Genomic DNA, 18549 nt, shown 5'->3' on the forward strand with positions numbered 1-18549 from the left:
CGAGCGCGGAGCGTAGGAACGATCATGCGTTACAGATGATCGTGACCATGCAGCCCGTGACGCTCCGTGTCACATCAGGCAGTCGCTCAGAACTTCGGGACAGGCGCGCTGGTGGCGTTTCTCAGTGAGCCACTTTCCGGGCGCACGACAGCCTTGGGCTTGTAGGCGCAATAGCCGGGACGTGGGCCGATCTTGGGGTGATTGCGGCATGTGTCCGGGCGCTTGTCGTAGATGGTGCACAGGCGGCTCTTGCGATCCAGGTACAGGCAGTCGTTGTTGCTCATGCGCTGCAGGGTGAAGATCTCGGTCTTCTGGTTGTAGCGCTCGACGATCCCCTCCTTCTGCAACCGCTTGGCGATGTTCTTCGCAGGCTCCCCGCGTTCGAAATCATCGACGATGCCGATGCGGATCAGGTCCTTGATCTTCACTTCGACCGGCAGCGTGCAGCAGCTGGACACGCAGCCTCCGCACATGTGGCTGGAGTACTTGGCCCAGGTATCGATGCGATCGAGTTCTGCGGCGGCGATCAAGGTGGGTTTCATTTGAATTCAGACTTCCGGGTGAATCGGGCGCGCGATCATACCGGGCTCGACGGTTTTGGAGTAAGTAAAAATTGTCGGGGCGACTGTCGGTCGTGCATGTCTGCGTTACGGAGCATGCCCACGCAGAGCGCTCATCGTTATACACAAGTCTGGAAGACGCGCAAAACGGGGCCAAAACGTAAGTATCTGACTGAATGCATACCCCGTGGGAGGCGGCTTGCCGGCGATGGCGTCCGCTCAGTCACCGATAGGTCGCTTCAGAAAAAGCATCGCCGGCAAGCCGCCTCCCACAGTCCAGAGCGATGGGCACGATCAGGGTTGAGGCGGATTTGTGTATAACGATGAGTGATCCGCGTGGGAATGCCTATAGGGACGCTCTGCGTCCCTATCAATGCATCAGAACAGGTCGATCGGCGCTGACTCATCTGCTGGCAGTGGGCTGCCCGGCGCGCTGCCGCTGCCCAGTTCGTTGACGCTTGGCGGTGTGTCTTCGCTCTTGAACAGTTCGAAGAACGCATTCGGCGTGCTCGGCGTGGCCGCACGGCCGCTGACCGGGTCGACGCGCAGGCTGAGGATGCCATCCGGTTCTGCCTGCTGATGCGGCGGCTTGTCTTTCAATGCTGCGCTCATGTAGTCCATCCAGATCGGCAGGGAAACCGTGCCGCCGAATTCATGACGTCCCAGGCTTTCCGGCTGGTCGAAACCGCTCCAGACCGTGGTCACGTAATCGGCGTTGTAACCCGAGAACCACGCATCCTTGGATTCGTTGGTCGTACCGGTCTTGCCCGCAATGTCAGGCCTGTTCATCGACAGCGCACGACGTCCGGTGCCGCGCTTGATCACATCCTGCAGCATGCTGTTGAGGATGAAGGTGGTGCGGCTGTCGACGATACGCTCGGCCACGGCAGGTGCCTGAGGTTCGACAGGCGTCGTGGACGATGGAGTCGTCAGGTTCGGGCTGTCGTGTACCGCAAAGGTCGACGTGTCCGGCGCAGTCTTCACGTCATGAGCCGGAACGCTCGGCGGGTTGGCGGCAAATATTGTCTGGCCGTCGCGGTTCTCGATGGTCTGGATCAGATAAGGACTGACCTTGTAGCCGCCGTTGGCGAACGCACTCCAGCCGGTGGCGATTTCCATCGGCGTCAGCGTTGCCGTACCCAGTGCCAGCGACAGGTTGCGCGGCAGGTCCTGCTTGGCGAAGCCGAAGCGGGTGATGTAGTCGATCGTGCTGTCCACGCCCAGAGCCTGGAGCAGACGGATCGACACCAGGTTACGCGACTTGTACAGCGCTTCGCGCAGGCGAATCGGGCCCAGGAAGGTGTTGGTGTCGTTCTTAGGACGCCAGACCTTGTCCAGGTATTCGTCGACGAACACGATAGGTGCATCGTTCACCAGACTGGATGCGGTGTAGCCATTGTCCAGCGCGGCGCTATAGATGAAAGGCTTGAAGCTGGAGCCCGGCTGACGCTTGGCCTGCATGGCACGGTTGTAGTTGCTCTGCTCGAACGCGAAGCCGCCCACCAGTGCACGAATGGCACCATTCTGCGGATCCAGTGACACCAGTGCGCTCTGCGCGACGGGAATTTGACTGAATTTGAGCGAGCCGTCGTCCTGACGCAGCAGGCGAACCAGATCACCGACCTTGGCGACATCACCTGGCTGCTTGGGATTGGCGCCCAGGCTGTTGGTGTTCAGGTAAGGGCGCGCCCACTTCATGGTGCTCCACTCGACCGTCTCTTCCTGCTCACCGTTACGGGTCAGAACCTTCAGGCCGGTCTTGTCGACCTGAGTCACGATGGCGGGCTCAAGGCCGTTGATCGTGCGTTGTTTGGTCAGTTCCTGAGCCCAGTTGGCGCGAGTCATGCCTGGGAAGCGGCTTTCCGGTCCGCGATAGCCATGACGCTGGTCGTAGTCGATCAGGCCGCGCTGAATCGCCTTGTTGGCATCTTCCTGCAAGCCGCTCGGGACGGTGGTGGTAACCCGGAAACCCTCGGTGTAGGCGTCGCTGCCGTAGCGGCCGACCATTTCGGCACGTGCCATTTCCGCGATGTAAGGCGCGTTAACTTCAGGAGTAGGAACGTGGTAGCTGGCGTTCAGTGGCTCGTTCAGAGCGGCCTGATACGCGGTCTGGTCGATCTTGCCCAGACGGTACATGCGGCCCAGGATCCAGTCGCGGCGTTCCTTGGCACGGGTGGGGTTGGCCAGTGGGTTGAAACGTGACGGTGCCTTGGGCAAACCGGCAATCATGGCCATTTGCGCAAGGCTTACATCGCGAATCGATTTGCCGTAGTAGACTTGCGCCGCCGCCTCGATGCCATAGGCCCGGTTGCCCAGATAAATCTTGTTGACGTACAGCTCGAGAATCTCGTCCTTGGTCAGTTGGCGCTCGATTTGCAAGGCGAGAAGAATCTCGGTGGTTTTGCGCGAAAAGCTTCTTTCGCTGGTCAGGAAAAAGTTTTTCGCGACCTGCATCGTGATGGTACTGCCGCCCGATTGAATGTGGCCGCTCTTCACCAGCTGGGTGGCGGCGCGCATCAGGCTGCTTGGATCGACACCGTAGTGATTGGCGAAATTGTCGTCTTCGGCCGATAACAGGGCGTTGATGAAATTGGGCGGGATTTCCGCAAAGCGAATCGGCGTGCGACGCATCTCGCCAAATTCGGCGATCAGCTTGCCGTCGCTGCTGTACACGCGCAGAGGGATTTGCAGTTGGATGCTTCGCAGCGCCTCAACGGATGGCAGAGTGGGGCTCAGATAAAGGAACGCGCCGCTCAGGCCGAGCAGCAGCGAGCAGAATACCGCGACGAGAGACCACCAGAAAAACTTCAGCAGGCGTATCAAGGCTTTTGGATTTCCAGAAAAAATAATGGGTTAAGCGCAGGCATTTACAAATGAACACGCCTTGAAGCTTTCTCAAACGAAAAAAACGCTGGGCATTATAAGCATTTTTCGTCCCCAAGCGTGATTTGCGCTACTGTCAAGGCTGTTGGCAGTGACGCCGACCCGAAATAACTCCGTAAGTGACGGAAACTCATAGGAATCAGGTTGTGTTCGAACTCTTCGGTAAGAAGGCCAACACCCTTCTAGGGATCGATATTAGTTCCACCTCGGTCAAGCTCCTTGAATTGAGTCGTTCCGGAACCCGCTACAAAGTCGAGTCTTACGCTGTTGAGCCGTTGCCGGCCAATGCCGTCGTCGAGAAGAACATTGCCGAACTCGAAGGGGTTGGTCAGGCGTTGTCACGGGTCGTTGGCAAGGCCAAGACCAGCGCCAGAATAGTGGCGGTTGCTGTCGCAGGCTCCGCAGTCATCACCAAGACGATCGAAATGGATGCCGGTCTCTCGGATGACGACATGGAAAATCAGCTCAAGCTCGAGGCTGACCAGTACATCCCCTATCCCCTTGAAGAAGTGGCCATCGATTTCGAAGTGCAAGGCTATTCGCTGCGCAACCCCGAACGCGTGGAAGTCCTTCTGGCTGCCTGCCGCAAGGAAAACGTCGAGGTACGCGAGGCCGCGCTGGCGCTGGCTGGCCTCACCGCAAAAGTCGTTGATGTCGAAGCTTATGCCCTTGAGCGTTCGTTCGGGCTGCTGGCTGCGCAACTGGGTAACGGTCACGATGAGCTGACCGTGGCGGTCGTCGACATCGGCGCGACCATGACCACGCTGAGCGTTCTGCACCACGGCCGGATCATCTACACCCGCGAGCAACTGTTCGGCGGGCGCCAGCTGACCGAAGAAATCCAGCGTCGCTACGGCCTGTCGATGGAAGAGGCCGGGCTTGCCAAGAAACAGGGCGGGCTGCCGGACGACTATGTCAGTGAAGTGCTGGAACCCTTCAAGGATGCGCTGGTGCAGCAGGTCTCGCGCTCGCTTCAATTCTTCTTCGCGGCAGGCCAGTACAACTCTGTGGATCACATCATGCTCGCTGGCGGTACGGCTTCCATTTCCGGCCTGGAGCATCTGATTCAGCGCCGACTCGGCACGCCGACCCAGGTGGCCAACCCGTTTGCCGACATGGCCCTCAGCTCCAAGGTCAACGCCGGAGCGCTGGCCAGTGATGCGCCCGCGCTGATGATCGCGTGCGGTCTTGCTTTGAGGAGCTTCGACTGATGGCGCGGATCAACCTTTTACCCTGGCGTGAAGAACTGCGCGAAGAGCGCAAGAAGCGCTTTTTGACCGTATTGGTCTGCGTGCTGGTGGTCTCTGTGGGCGTACTGTTTCTGATCGATCGCTACATCGGTATGGCGATCGACAACCAGTTGGCACGCAACACCTTCATGCAGAAAGAGATCGCGCAACTTGATGTGCGCATCAAGGAAATCAGCGACCTGAAGGCGCGGCGCAAGCAGTTGCTGGAGCGCATGAAAATCATCCAGGACCTGCAGGGCAACCGCCCGATCACCGGACGGGTGTTCGATCAGCTCGCCCGCACCCTGCCGGATGGCGTGTATTTCTCGCAGGTCAAGATGACTGACAAGCTCATCGCGATCACCGGTGCGGCCGAATCGAACAACCGGGTTTCCGACCTCATGCGTAATCTTGAAGCATCCGACTGGCTGGAGGCGCCAAGCCTGACCGAGGTCAAGGCGACGACTGCGGGTGCCGTGGATCAGGCCAACGTCTTTCAATTGACCGTGCGCCAGACCCAGCCCCAGGTACAAATTCCTGCCGAAGGAGCCAAGCCATGAACATGAGCGAGTGGCTGGAAGGGCTTCGCAAGGTCGAACTCAACGAACTCGACCTCAACAACCTGGGTTCATGGCCTGCTGCAGTCAAGGCGATTGCCGGTGTGCTGCTGGCTGTTTTGATCTTTGCTCTGGGCTATTTCCTGTTCATTCAGGACATGGAAACCCAGCTTGAGAACGCGCAGGCCAGTGAGGTTTCGCTCAAGGAACAGTTTTCCACCAAGGCGTTCCAGGCCGCGAACCTGGAGCCCTACAAAAAGCAGATGGAGGAAATGGAAAACACCTTTGGCGCGCTGCTTCGGCAATTGCCCAGCGACACCGAAGTGCCTGGCCTGCTTGAAGACATTACCCGCACCGGTCTGGGCAGCGGCCTGGAGTTCGAAGAAATCAAACTGTTGCCCGAGGCGGTGCAGCAGTTCTACATCGAACTGCCGATACAGATCACAGTGGTCGGCGGCTATCACGATCTGGCGACCTTCGTCAGTGGCGTGGCCGGGTTGCCGCGCATCGTGACGCTGCATGATTTCGACATCAAACCGGCTGATCCCAAGGTGCCTGCCAAGTTGCGCATGAACATTCTGGCCAAGACCTACCGCTACAACGATGAAGGGCTGAAGAAATGAGGGTGGCGCGTGTGTTGTGCGTCAGTACGGTCCTGGCGGGGTTGGCTGGTTGCGGCGGCGGCAATGATTACACTGACCTGAGCGAGTTTGTGGCGCAGGCCCAGTCGCGTCCGAGCGGCACCATCGAGCCTTTGCCTAGGTTTCGTGCCTATGAGGCGTTCACCTACAACGCCGCCAGTCTGCGCAGCCCCTTTCAGCCTGCGGTCAAGGTCGATGCGCTCAATCGTCAGAAAGGCTCGCGTCTGATTGCGCCGGACGATACCCGTGTCAGGCAGTTTCTCGAAGGTTTCAACATCGAGTCGTTCGAAATGGTCGGTACCATCGGCAACGACTCCGGCATCTTCGCCCTGTTGAAAGGGGCCGGAGGCGTCTATCGCGTGAAAGTGGGTGATTATCTGGGTCGCAACAACGGTCGCATCGTGTCGGTCAGCGACGGGCAGGTCGATGTCATTGAAATAGTTCCTGATGGAGAGGGGGCCTGGCTGGAAAGGCCGCGCAGTATCGCCCTCAAAGAACGCTCATGAAGTGGGCAAGGCCAAGCATGTACAGCACCGCACAACGGAAATTGATCATGACCCGGATTCTCTCGATTATCGGCGTTTCGTTATGGATAGCGATGATGTCGCCGGTTCTCCAGGCCGCCAATCTCAAGACGCTCGACGTCGCGGCCCTGCCGGGTGATCGAATCGAGCTCAAGCTTTCCTTCGACGCTCCGGTGCCCGCGCCACGCGGCTATACCACCGAGCAGCCTGCGCGCATTGCGCTGGACCTGCCGGGCGTGACCAGCCAGCTGGCGACCAAGAGTCGTGATCTGGGGGCAGGCAATGCCCGCAGCGTGGTGGTTGTGCAGGCGCAGGACCGTACGCGGGTCATCATCAACCTGACGACGCTTTCGCCGTACAGCTCACGCGTCGATGGCAACAACCTGTTCGTGGTCATCGGTCAGGGGGCTGCAGCAGCTCAGGCTTCACAGCCGACCACCGCCAAGGGCGCTGCACGGGTCGCCGTGCCGCCGCCCACACCGGCATCGGCGCGGCCCTACGTGCCTGCGGGCGTCAGAGCCATTCGCAATGTCGACTTCCAGCGCGGCGAGCTGGGCGAAGGCAACGTGGTCATCGACCTGAGCAATGCCAGCATCGCTGCAGATATTCAGGAGCAGGGCGGCAAGATCCGTGTCGATTTCGCCAAGACGCAATTGCCCGATCCGCTGCGCGTGCGTCTGGACGTGAAAGACTTTGCCACACCCGTGCAATTCGTCAGCGCCACGGCGTCCGGCGACAAGGCCAGCATTTCCATCGAGCCATCGGGTGCGTTCGATTATTCGGCGTTCCAGACCGAAAACAAGCTGACCATCAGCGTGCGCCCATTGACCAATGAGGACGTGGATCGTCGCGCCGCCGACAAGCCGGTCTACACCGGCGAGAAGCTTTCGCTGAATTTCCAGGACATCGATGTGCGTTCGGTACTGCAGCTGATCGCCGATTTCACCAACCTCAATCTGGTTGCCAGTGACACTGTTCAGGGCGGCATCACCCTGCGTCTGCAGAACGTGCCGTGGGATCAGGCGCTGGACCTTGTGCTCAAGACCAAGGGGCTGGACAAGCGCAAGGTCGGCAGTGTGTTGCTGGTCGCCCCGGCTGACGAGATCGCTGCGCGTGAGCGTCAGGAACTGGAGTCGCTCAAGCAGATTGCCGAGCTGGCCCCGTTGCGTCGTGAGCTGTTGCAGGTCAATTACGCCAAGGCAGCGGACATCGCCAAGCTGTTCCAGTCGGTCACCAGCGCCGAGTCCAAGGCGGACGAGCGTGGTTCCATTACTGTGGATGAACGCACCAACAACATCATTGCGTATCAGACTCAGGATCGACTCGACGAGCTGCGCCGTATCGTCTCGCAGCTGGATATTCCGGTACGTCAGGTGATGATCGAGGCGCGAATCGTCGAAGCCAACGTCGACTATGACAAGCAGATCGGCGTGCGCTGGGGCGGACGAACCGACCGGTCGCGCAAGTGGAGCGTCGGCGGTCTCGACGATAAAGGCGATGAAGCAGGCAACACGGGCAACGATCTGACGGCCAACATTCCGTTTGTGGATCTGGGTGCTCCAGATGCCACGGCGGGTGTCGGGATCGGTTTCCTGACCAACAATGCACTGCTGGACCTTGAGCTGAGTGCTATGGAGAAGACCGGCAACGGTGAAATCGTCTCCCAGCCCAAAGTCGTCACTTCCGACAAGGAGACTGCCAAGATCCTCAAGGGCACAGAGATTCCGTATCAGGAATCCAGCTCCAGCGGTGCCACGACAGTGAGCTTCAAGGAGGCGTCCCTGTCGCTTGAGGTCACGCCACAGATCACGCCGGACAACCGCATCATCATGGAGGTCAAGGTTACCAAGGACGAGCCTGATTACCTCAATGCGGTGCTGGGCGTGCCTCCTATCAAGAAGAACGAGGTCAACGCCAAGGTGCTGATTTCCGACGGCGAGACCATCGTGATCGGTGGTGTGTTCTCCAATACGCAAAGTAAAGTTGTAGAGAAAGTGCCATTTCTCGGTGATGTGCCGTATCTTGGCCGCCTTTTCAGGCGCGACGTGGTGGCAGAGGCGAAATCCGAGCTGTTGGTATTTCTGACACCGCGTATCATGAACAACCAGGCGATTGCTGTGAGTCGTTGATTCTGTGCGAAATTTAATACTTGTGGGGCCGATGGGTGCTGGCAAGAGCACCATCGGCCGTTTGCTTGCCAAAGAGTTGCGACTGCCGTTCAAGGATTCCGACAAGGAAATCGAGTTGCGCACCGGTGCCAATATTCCCTGGATTTTCGACAAGGAAGGCGAGCCGGGCTTTCGCGACCGTGAGCAGGCCATGATTGCAGAACTGTGCGAAGCCGACGGCGTTGTTCTGGCCACGGGCGGCGGCGCGGTCATGCGCAGCGAAAATCGTCAGGCGCTGCATGCTGGCGGACGAGTGGTGTATCTGCACGCGTCGGTCGAGCAACAGGTCGGCCGGACGGCACGCGACCGCAATCGGCCCTTGTTGCGTACGGCGGATCCCGCTCGCGTGCTGGGCGAATTGCTGGCCATTCGCGACCCGCTGTACCGGGAGATTGCCGATCTGGTGGTCGAAACCGACGAGCGGCCGCCGCGCATGGTGGTTCTGGACATACTGGCTCGTCTTGCCGAGCTTCCTCCCCGTTAAAGCGCAGGCAAAAATGCGCTATCCTCGGCGACCAATAAAACAGCGACGGTACAGGGTCCGGCACAATGGCCATCCTGACGCACCCAGGTGTGCAACCGTCGAACCGGCAATCAACGTGGGGACACATGCAGACACTTAAGGTCGAGCTTGGTGAGCGTAGCTATCCGATCCATATCGGCGAAGGCCTTCTGGACCGTCCCGAACTCCTGACCCCGCACATCGTCGGGCGCCAGGTGGCCATCGTGTCCAATACAACGGTCGCGCCGCTGTATCTGGAGCGACTGACCCGCACGCTCGCCGGTTATAACGTGCTGCCAATCGTGCTTCCTGATGGCGAAGCGTTCAAGAACTGGGAAACCCTGCAAACCATTTTCGACGGTCTGCTGACGGCCCGCCATGACCGCCGCACAACGGTCATCGCGCTGGGTGGCGGCGTCATCGGCGACATGGCCGGGTTTGCCGCCGCGTGCTATCAGCGCGGCGTGAACTTCATTCAGATCCCGACCACGCTGCTGTCGCAGGTTGATTCCTCGGTGGGCGGCAAGACCGGCATCAATCATCCGCTGGGCAAGAACATGGTCGGTGCGTTCTACCAGCCGGGTGTCGTGCTGATCGATACCACTTCGCTCAATACCCTGCCTGCGCGTGAGCTGTCCGCCGGGCTTGCGGAAGTCATCAAGTACGGGCTGATCTGCGACGAGCCGTTCCTGACCTGGCTCGAAGAGCATGTCGATGCATTGCGCGGACTGGACCAGGCCGCATTGACCACCGCCATCGAACGTTCCTGCGCGGCCAAGGCACTGGTCGTCGGTGCCGACGAGCGCGAATCGGGTGTGCGGGCGACATTGAACCTGGGTCACACATTTGGTCACGCCATCGAGACGCATATGGGCTATGGTGTCTGGCTGCATGGCGAGGCGGTTGCCGCCGGTACGGTCATGGCGCTGGAAATGTCCTCGCGCCTGGGCTGGATCAGCACGCAGGACCGCGACCGCGGCATACGTCTTTTCCAGCGTGCCGGTCTGCCGGTGGTGCCCCCGCAGGACATGACCGAGGAGCATTTCCTCGAGCACATGGCAATCGACAAAAAAGTCATCGACGGACGCCTGCGTCTGGTGCTGTTGCGTCAGATGGGTGAAGCGGTCATCACGGACGATTATCCAAAAGAAGTACTACAGGCCACTCTGGTTGCGGATTACCGCGCCCTGGTGGATCAGCTTAGAGGTTAACGGAAACCCATGACTAGTTTGCACGCCGACGAGGCCTTCCTCGGCCATTACCAGTTGAGTCATGACCCCTTTGCAGCGCGGGTACCTGGCTTCAAATTCTTCCCTGCCCAGCGCAAGCCGGTGCTGGGTCAGCTTCACCATCTGGCGCGTTACAGTCAGTTGCTGTTGGCGGTCACCGGGCCTCAGGGCAGCGGCAAGACCCTGCTGCGCCAGGCACTGGTAGCGAGCACCAACAAGCAATCGGTCCAGAGCGTGGTGGTTTCGGCGCGGGGCGCCAGCGATGCGGCCGGTGTGCTGCAACAGGTCGCGCAGGCCCTGAGCGTTGCCCATGCCGAAATGCAGTCGATCCTGTCGCAGGTGGTTCAGCTCGGTCTGACGGGGCAGGAAGTGTACCTGCTGGTTGACGATGCGGAACAACTGGGCGATTCGGCGCTCGAAGCGTTGCTGGGGCTCGCAGCGGGTACGCCGGAAGGGCGCCCGCACGTATTCCTGTTTGGCGAACCGTCACTGCTCGATCGTCTCGATCAGCTGTGTGCCGAACTGCAGGGCGACGTTGAGGGCGAGCGCTTTCACGTCATCGAGTTGCAACCTTATACGGAAGAAGAAACCCGGGAGTATCTGGCTCAACGTCTGGAGGGTGCAGGGCAGGGAATCGCATTGTTTACTGCCGACCAGATCACCGATATCCATGAACAGTCCGATGGCTGGCCTGGGGCGATCAACCAGGTGGCCCGCGATTCAATGATCGAGGCGATGATCGCAAGTCGTTCTGCGGTCAAGCGTCCAAGTGTGGGGTTCAACATGCCGAAAAAACACGTATTGGCTCTGGGTGCTGTCGTGCTCGTGGCCGTGGCAGCCGCTGTGCTGATCCCGGGCCGTGGCGACAAGACACCTGCCAGTGACCCTGCTTCCGCTCAGGCGCAACTGCCTCTGGGGCAGGGCACGCCATCTGCCCAGCAGTCGAACAATGGTGGCCCGGCCATCGAGTTCGCGGGCAACTCCCAGCCGATGCCGTTACCACTGGGTGGCAACTCGCAACCGGTCATGCGCGGCCCGCTGGCCGAGGCGGCAGGTTCGAGTGATTCCGACGAAGACGCGGTGCCAACGGGCTCGCCCGCTCAGCCTCCGACCGTGACCACCACTGCGCCGCCAGCCGGTGTTCCTGCCGGTCAGGCTGCGGCCCAGACGCCACGCTCATCGATTCCTGCGCCGACATCTGCCGCTCCGATGACTCAGCCTGCACCGGCCGCCAAGCCTACACCAGCGCCGACTCAGGTGGCGACTGCCAAACCTGCTCCAGCGCCGGCCGCCAAGCCCGCCGAGAAGCCTGCTGCCGCCAAACCGGCTGCCGGTGGCAACTGGTACAGCGGTCAGGCGCCCGGCCACTATGTGGTGCAGATCCTCGGCACCAGCTCCGAAGCGACGGCTCAGGCCTACGTGGCAGAGCAGGGCGGCGAGTACCGTTACTTCAAGAAAACCCTGCAGGGTAAGCCGCTCTATGTGGTGACCTACGGTAACTTTTCTGACCGTGCTGCCGCCCTGGCAGCCATCAAGGTATTGCCAGCCAAGGTTCAGGCTGGTAAACCTTGGCCTCGTACTGTCGCAAGCATCCAACAAGAGCTTGGCGCCACTCGCTGAAGTCGCAGCGGCCTTATCCAGGCCGCTCACCCGGCAAACCTGACTTTACCCGCTTGAGCGCGCCGCCTTTTCGGGGCGCGCCTTGTGGCGTCTGCGTTACAAACGCTCCGCAGTCTCAGTCGCTTCAGTCAGATTATTCAAGAAATACTTTGACTACCACAGTGACCCGCTTTAAAACTTTCACAATTGCGACATTGATTATCCACCAATCGTCGTTAAATTTGTGAGCCCCAGTATCGCTGTGTACAATGACCTCCGTTTTGCCCGTCCGAAGCCGGCGTACGTTCGGCGTGTCAGGTAATTGGTTGAATTAAAAGGAAATTTGCCTCGCATAGAGGCAGCCTGGTGAGAAAGTGTCTATGAAAGCAGGTCTGTACCAACCAGATGAATTCAAGGATAACTGTGGTTTCGGCCTGATCGCACACATGCAAGGCGAGCCCAGTCATCACCTGTTGCAGACGGCTATCCAAGCCCTGACCTGCATGACCCACCGTGGTGGCATCAACGCCGACGGCAAGACCGGCGACGGTTGTGGTCTGTTGATTCAGAAGCCCGACGGCTTCCTGCGCGCGATGGCCAAGGACCATTTCGGTGTCGATCTGCCCCGCCAATACGCCGTGGGCATGGTGTTCCTCAATCAGGATGACGCCAAAGCCGAAGCCGCACGCGAAAACATGAACCGCGAAATCCTGGCCGAGGGCCTGGAACTGGTGGGCTGGCGTCAAGTGCCGATCGATACCAGCGTGCTGGGTCGTCTTGCGCTGGAGCGTCTGCCGAAGATCGAACAGGTCTACATCGGCGGTGAAGGCCTGAGTGATCAGGAATTCGCGATCAAGCTGTTCAGTGCGCGTCGCCGTTCATCGGTTGCCAATGCCGCTGACAGCGATCACTACATCTGCAGTTTTTCGCACAAGACCATCATTTATAAAGGTCTGATGATGCCGGCCGACCTCACGGCCTTCTTCCCGGACCTGAGCGACGAGCGCCTGCAAACCGCGATCTGCGTGTTCCACCAGCGTTTCTCCACCAACACCCTGCCGAAATGGCCGCTGGCTCAGCCGTTCCGCTTCCTCGCCCACAACGGCGAGATCAACACCATTACCGGTAACCGCAACTGGGCGCAGGCGCGCCGTACCAAGTTCACCAACGACCTGATGGAACTGGATGAACTGGGGCCGCTGGTCAACCGCGTCGGTTCCGACTCGTCGAGCATGGACAACATGCTCGAGCTGATGGTCACTGGCGGCATCGACCTGTTCCGTGGCGTGCGCATGATCATTCCGCCTGCGTGGCAGAACGTCGAGACCATGGACCCGGATCTGCGGGCCTTCTATGAATACAACTCCATGCACATGGAGCCGTGGGACGGTCCGGCCGGTGTCGTGATGACCGAAGGTCGCCACGCGGTCTGCCTGCTGGACCGTAACGGTCTGCGCCCGGCGCGCTGGGTCACCACCAAGAACGGTTACATCACCCTGGCGTCGGAAATCGGCGTGTGGGACTACAAGCCTGAAGACGTCATCGCCAAGGGCCGTGTCGGTCCGGGCCAGATTTTCGCGGTCGATACCGAGACCGGTCAGATCCTCGACACCGACGCCATCGATAACCGCCTCAAGTCGCGTCATCCCTATAAGCAGTGGCTGCGCAAGAACGCCTTGCGCATTCAGGCAACCATGGAAGACAACGACCACGGTTCGGCTTTCTATAACAGCGACCAGCTCAAGCAGTACATGAAGATGTATCAGGTCACGTTCGAAGAGCGTGATCAGGTGCTGCGTCCGCTGGGTGAGCAGGGTCAGGAAGCCGTGGGCTCAATGGGTGATGACACGCCGATGGCCGTGCTGTCGCGTCGTGTGCGCTCGCCTTACGACTACTTCCGCCAGCAGTTCGCGCAGGTCACCAACCCGCCGATCGACCCGCTGCGTGAAGCCATCGTCATGTCGCTGGAAATCTGCCTCGGTGCCGAGCGCAATATTTTCCAGGAGTCGCCCGAGCACGCTTCGCGCGTGATCCTCAGCTCGCCGGTCATTTCCCCGGCCAAGTGGCGCTCGCTGATGAACCTGGACCGCCCGGGCTTCGAACGCTACATCATCGACCTGAACTACGACGAGCAGATGGGCCTTGAAGCCGCAGTCCGCAACGTCGCCGATCAGGCCGAAGAAGCGGTGCGTTCCGGTCATACCCTGATCGTACTGAGCGACCGTCATATCGCACCCGGCAAACTGCCGGTCCACGCCTCGCTGGCCGTTGGCGCGGTTCACCACCGTCTGACCGAACAGGGTCTGCGTTGCGACAGCAACATTCTGGTCGAAACCGCAACCGCCCGTGACCCGCATCACTTTGCGGTGCTGATTGGTTTCGGTGCGTCGGCGGTCTACCCGTTCCTGGCCTACGAAGTGCTGGGCGACCTGATCCGTACCGGCGAAGTGCTGGGCGACCTGTACGAAGTCTTCAAGAACTACCGTAAAGGCATCACCAAGGGCCTGCTCAAGATCCTGTCCAAGATGGGCATCTCGACCGTTGCGTCCTACCGTGGTGCGCAGCTGTTCGAAGCCATTGGCTTGTCCGAGGAAGTCTGCAACACCAGCTTCCGCGGTGTGCCGAGCCGTCTGAAGGGCGCGCGTTTCGTCGACATCGAAGCCGAGCAGAAGGCCCTGGCGGCCGAAGCCTGGAGCCCGCGCAAGCCGATCCAGCAAGGCGGTCTGCTCAAGTTCGTGTTCGGTGGCGAATACCACGCCTACAACCCGGACGTGGTCAGCACCCTGCAGGCTGCGGTGCAGCAGGGCGACTACAGCAAATTCAAGGAATACACCTCGCTGGTGGACAAGCGTCCGGTGTCGATGATTCGCGACCTGCTGCAGGTCAAGACCCTCGACCAGCCGCTGAACATCGACGAAATCGAGCCGCTGTCCGAGATTCTCAAGCGCTTCGACTCTGCCGGTATCTCGCTGGGCGCACTGTCGCCCGAAGCGCATGAAGCGCTGGCCGAGGCGATGAACCGTCTGGGTGCCCGCTCCAACTCCGGTGAGGGCGGTGAAGACCCGGCGCGCTACGGTACTATCCGCAGCTCCAAGATCAAGCAGATCGCGACAGGTCGCTTCGGCGTGACGCCGGAATACCTGGTCAACGCCGACGTGCTGCAGATCAAGGTCGCTCAGGGCGCCAAGCCTGGTGAAGGCGGGCAGTTGCCGGGCGGCAAGGTCAACGGTCTGATCGCCAAGCTGCGTTACGCAGTGCCGGGCGTGACCCTGATTTCGCCACCACCGCACCACGACATCTACTCCATCGAAGACTTGTCGCAGCTGATTTTCGACCTCAAGCAGGTCAACCCGGCGGCACTGGTTTCGGTCAAGCTGGTAGCTGAGGCGGGCGTCGGTACGATTGCGGCCGGTGTTGCCAAGGCTTACGCCGACCTGATCACCATTTCCGGTTATGACGGCGGTACCGGTGCTTCGCCGCTGACCTCCATCAAGTACGCCGGTGCGCCGTGGGAGCTGGGCCTGGCTGAAACTCACCAGACCCTGCGCGGCAACGACCTGCGCGGCAAGGTCCGTGTGCAGACCGACGGCGGCCTGAAAACCGGCCTTGACGTGATCAAGGCGGCAATTCTGGGTGCCGAGAGCTTCGGCTTCGGCACTGCGCCGATGATCGCGCTGGGCTGCAAATACCTGCGTATCTGCCACCTGAACAACTGCGCCACCGGCGTTGCGACCCAGAACGAGAAGCTGCGCAAGGATCACTACATCGGCACCGTCGATATGGTGATCAACTTCTTCACCTATGTGGCTGAAGAGACGCGTGAGTGGCTGGCAAAACTGGGCGTGCGTTCGCTGGAAGAGCTGATCGGCCGTACCGACTTGCTGGAAGTACTGCCGGGCGAAACCGAGAAGCAGCAGCATCTGGATCTGACGCCGTTGCTGGGCAGCGACCACATTCCGGCTGACAAGCCTCAGTTCAGCCTCGTGGATCGCAACCCGCCGTTCGACAAGGGCCTGCTGGCCGAGAAGATGGTGGAGCTGGCCAAACCGGCCATCGAAGCCCTCAGCGGCGGCGAGTACGAGATGGATATCTGCAACTGCGACCGTTCCATCGGCGCGCGGATTTCCGGCGAAATCGCTCGTCTGCATGGCAATCAGGGCATGAACAAGGCGCCGGTCACGTTCCGCTTCAAGGGCACGGCCGGTCAGAGCTTCGGCGTGTGGAACGCCGGTGGCCTGAACATGTATCTGGAAGGCGATGCCAACGACTATGTCGGCAAAGGCATGACCGCTGGCAAGCTGGTTATCGTGCCGCCCAAGGGCAGCCCGTTCAAGACCAACGAAAGTGCGATCATCGGCAACACCTGTCTGTACGGCGCAACCGGCGGCAAGCTGTTCGCGGCGGGCACGGCGGGTGAGCGTTTCGCGGTACGTAACTCCGGTGCCCACACGGTTGTGGAAGGCACGGGCGATCACTGCTGCGAATACATGACCGGCGGTTTCGTCTGCGTCCTCGGCAAGACCGGCTACAACTTCGGCTCCGGCATGACGGGCGGTTTCGCCTACGTGCTGGATCAGGACAACACGTTCGTCGACCGCGTCAATCATGAGCTGGTTGAAATCCAGCGCATCAGCGGCGAAGCGATGGAGGCTTATCGCACTCACCTGCAGAGCGTGCTGAACGAGTATGTCGCTGAAACCGACAGTGAATGGGGTCGCAACCTTGCGGAAAACCTGGACGACTACCTGCGTCGTTTCTGGCTGGTCAAGCCCAAGGCTGCCAACCTGAAGTCGCTGCTCTCCAGCACCCGGGCGAACCCGCAATAAGCGCAACTGCAAGCGGCGTGTTTCACGCCGCATGACCACAGCAGTGCGCGAATGCCTGCGAACATGATTTCCTGCAGCTTCACGGCCATGGCCTGAAGCTGTCGTGTAGAGGTTCTAGAGAATGGCCGAGCGTCTAAGTAACGACTTTCAGTTCATCGATGTCGGGCGTAAAGACCCGAAGAAGAAGCTGCTGCGTCAGCGCAAGAAAGAGTTCGTGGAGATCTACGAACCCTTCAAGCCCCAGCAGTCCGCCGATCAGGCGCACCGCTGCCTGGGCTGCGGTAACCCGTATTGCGAATGGAAGTGCCCGGTGCACAACTTCATTCCCAACTGGCTCAAGCTGGTCGCCGAGGGCAATATCCTGGCGGCGGCCGAGCTGTCGCACCAGACCAACACCCTGCCGGAAGTCTGCGGCCGCGTATGCCCGCAGGACCGTCTGTGCGAGGGTGCCTGCACCCTGAACGACGGCTTCGGTGCCGTGACCATCGGTTCGGTCGAGAAGTACATCACCGACACCGCCTTCGCCATGGGCTGGCGTCCCGACATGTCCAAGGTCGTGCCGACCGGCAAGCGCGTGGCAATCATCGGTGCCGGACCTGCGGGCCTGGGTTGCGCCGATGTGCTGGTGCGTGGCGGGGTAACGCCGGTGGTGTTCGACAAGAACCCTGAAATCGGCGGTCTGCTGACCTTCGGTATTCCTGAGTTCAAGCTCGAGAAGAGCGTGCTGAGCCATCGTCGCGAGGTGTTCACCGGCATGGGTATCGAGTTCCGTCTCAATACCGAAGTCGGCAAGGACGTCACCATCGACCAGTTGCTCGAAGAATACGATGCCGTGTTCATGGGCATGGGCACCTACACCTACATGAAGGGCGGCTTTGCCGGTGAAGACCTGCCGGGCGTACACGATGCACTCGACTTCCTGATCGCCAACGTCAATCGCAATCTGGGCTTCGAAAAGTCGCCTGAAGATTTCGTCGACATGAAAGGCAAGCGGGTCGTGGTACTGGGCGGTGGCGACACCGCGATGGACTGCAACCGCACGTCGATCCGTCAGGGTGCCAAGTCCGTGACTTGCGCCTATCGTCGCGACGAAGAAAACATGCCGGGTTCGCGCAAGGAAGTGAAGAACGCCAAGGAAGAGGGCGTGAAGTTTCTCTATAACCGTCAGCCGATCGCCATCGTCGGCGAAGACAAGGTCGAGGGCGTGAAAGTGGTCGAGACCCGTCTCGGCGAGCCGGATGCCCGTGGCCGTCGCAGCCCTGAGCCGATTCCGGGCTCCGAGGAAATCATCCCGGCCGACGCTGTGGTCATCGCCTTTGGTTTCCGCCCGAGCCCGGCTGCATGGTTTGAACCCTTCACGATCAACACCGACAGCCAGGGCCGCGTGATTGCGCCCGAGCAGTCGCAGTACAAGCACCAGACCAGCAACCCGAAAATCTTCGCCGGCGGCGACATGGTTCGCGGCTCCGATCTGGTGGTTACCGCAATCTTCGAAGGCCGTAATGCGGCTGAAGGGATTCTGGATTACCTGGGCGTTTGATGGCTCTGACTCTGTAGATAAGAGGCCTCGCTACGTTTTCGACGTAGCGCGGTCGCGCAGCAAACCAGGTGGGAGCGGACTTGTCCGCGAAGGCCATTACATCCGACGAATATTCATCGTCTGAAATACAGTATTCGCGGACAAGTCCGCTCTTATCAAACAACACGTAATCTGCTGACTGAACACGTTGTTGTGGGAGGCGGCTTGCCGGCGATGCAGCCGACGCGGTATGTCAGGAAAATCGCGTCATCGTTCATCGCCGGCAAGCCGCCTCCCACGGTCCGGTGTTTG

The 18549-nt window shown here is 60.2% G+C and carries 12 protein-coding genes; 10 read left to right on the top strand and 2 right to left on the bottom strand.

The window, feature by feature from the left end:
• Positions 1-86: 86 nt before the first annotated feature.
• Together AO065_RS10500 and AO065_RS10505 are read right to left on the bottom strand one after the other, a co-directional pair.
• Complete coding sequence (locus AO065_RS10500; RefSeq protein ID WP_004882721.1) at positions 87-542, bottom strand: YkgJ family cysteine cluster protein; 456 nt, start codon at positions 540-542, stop codon at positions 87-89.
• A 396-nt stretch (positions 543-938) separates the two neighbouring features.
• Positions 939-3380 carry a penicillin-binding protein 1A gene (locus AO065_RS10505; protein WP_412778578.1) on the bottom strand — a complete coding sequence of 814 codons (2442 nt, stop codon included), beginning with the start codon at positions 3378-3380 and terminating at the stop codon, positions 939-941.
• 209 nt (positions 3381-3589) lie between these two features.
• Between AO065_RS10505 and AO065_RS10510 the strand changes: the two genes are divergently transcribed.
• The 10 genes from AO065_RS10510 (at position 3590) to AO065_RS10555 (ending at position 18258) form a co-directional block, all read left to right on the top strand.
• The gene (locus AO065_RS10510) at positions 3590-4654 is read left to right on the top strand and encodes a pilus assembly protein PilM (protein WP_004882719.1); all 1065 of its coding nucleotides are present in this window, start codon (positions 3590-3592) and stop codon (positions 4652-4654) included.
• Positions 4654-5232, top strand: coding sequence for a PilN domain-containing protein (locus tag AO065_RS10515; RefSeq protein WP_004882718.1), 579 nt, complete (start codon positions 4654-4656; stop codon positions 5230-5232). The genes AO065_RS10510 and AO065_RS10515 overlap by 1 nt, the downstream gene beginning before the upstream one ends.
• Positions 5229-5852, top strand: coding sequence for a type 4a pilus biogenesis protein PilO (gene pilO, locus AO065_RS10520; protein ID WP_004882717.1), 624 nt, complete (start codon positions 5229-5231; stop codon positions 5850-5852). The genes AO065_RS10515 and pilO overlap by 4 nt, the downstream gene beginning before the upstream one ends.
• A complete protein-coding gene (locus tag AO065_RS10525) occupies positions 5849-6376 on the top strand; it encodes a pilus assembly protein PilP (RefSeq protein ID WP_004882716.1) in 528 nt (175 codons plus the stop codon). Before pilO ends, AO065_RS10525 begins: the two co-directional genes overlap by 4 nt.
• Positions 6377-6423: 47 nt before the next feature.
• On the top strand, positions 6424-8523 hold the full coding sequence (locus AO065_RS10530; RefSeq protein ID WP_004882715.1) for a type IV pilus secretin PilQ: 2100 nt from the start codon (positions 6424-6426) through the stop codon (positions 8521-8523).
• 4 nt (positions 8524-8527) lie between these two features.
• Positions 8528-9046, top strand: coding sequence for a shikimate kinase AroK (gene aroK / locus AO065_RS10535; RefSeq protein WP_004882714.1), 519 nt, complete (start codon positions 8528-8530; stop codon positions 9044-9046).
• Positions 9047-9171: 125 nt separating this feature from the next.
• Complete coding sequence (gene aroB / locus AO065_RS10540; RefSeq protein WP_004882713.1) at positions 9172-10275, top strand: 3-dehydroquinate synthase; 1104 nt, start codon at positions 9172-9174, stop codon at positions 10273-10275.
• Positions 10276-10284: 9 nt separating this feature from the next.
• Positions 10285-11913 (top strand): SPOR domain-containing protein, encoded by a 1629-nt coding sequence (locus AO065_RS10545; RefSeq protein WP_004882712.1) that lies wholly within the window; start codon positions 10285-10287, stop codon positions 11911-11913.
• A gap of 359 nt (positions 11914-12272) precedes the next feature.
• Positions 12273-16718: a glutamate synthase large subunit gene (gene gltB / locus AO065_RS10550; RefSeq protein ID WP_004882711.1), complete on the top strand. Its 4446-nt coding sequence runs from the start codon at positions 12273-12275 to the stop codon at positions 16716-16718.
• A gap of 121 nt (positions 16719-16839) precedes the next feature.
• Positions 16840-18258 (top strand): FAD-dependent oxidoreductase, encoded by a 1419-nt coding sequence (locus AO065_RS10555; protein WP_004882710.1) that lies wholly within the window; start codon positions 16840-16842, stop codon positions 18256-18258.
• Positions 18259-18549 lie beyond the last annotated feature (291 nt).

This window comes from Pseudomonas viridiflava, from assembly GCF_001642795.1.
Taxonomy (GTDB): domain Bacteria; phylum Pseudomonadota; class Gammaproteobacteria; order Pseudomonadales; family Pseudomonadaceae; genus Aquipseudomonas; species Aquipseudomonas viridiflava.

Bases quoted from the DNA above. Each gene is read 5' to 3' on its own strand.
- AO065_RS10500 (WP_004882721.1), bottom strand. From the start codon at position 542: ATGAAACCCACCTTGATCGCCGCCGCAGAACTCGATCGCATCGATACC.
- pilO (WP_004882717.1), top strand. From the start codon at position 5,229: ATGAACATGAGCGAGTGGCTGGAAGGGCTTCGCAAGGTCGAACTCAAC.
- AO065_RS10525 (WP_004882716.1), top strand. From the start codon at position 5,849: ATGAGGGTGGCGCGTGTGTTGTGCGTCAGTACGGTCCTGGCGGGGTTG.
- AO065_RS10515 (WP_004882718.1), top strand. From the start codon at position 4,654: ATGGCGCGGATCAACCTTTTACCCTGGCGTGAAGAACTGCGCGAAGAG.
- gltB (WP_004882711.1), top strand. From the start codon at position 12,273: ATGAAAGCAGGTCTGTACCAACCAGATGAATTCAAGGATAACTGTGGT.
- aroB (WP_004882713.1), top strand. From the start codon at position 9,172: ATGCAGACACTTAAGGTCGAGCTTGGTGAGCGTAGCTATCCGATCCAT.
- AO065_RS10545 (WP_004882712.1), top strand. From the start codon at position 10,285: ATGACTAGTTTGCACGCCGACGAGGCCTTCCTCGGCCATTACCAGTTG.
- AO065_RS10530 (WP_004882715.1), top strand. From the start codon at position 6,424: ATGACCCGGATTCTCTCGATTATCGGCGTTTCGTTATGGATAGCGATG.
- AO065_RS10555 (WP_004882710.1), top strand. From the start codon at position 16,840: ATGGCCGAGCGTCTAAGTAACGACTTTCAGTTCATCGATGTCGGGCGT.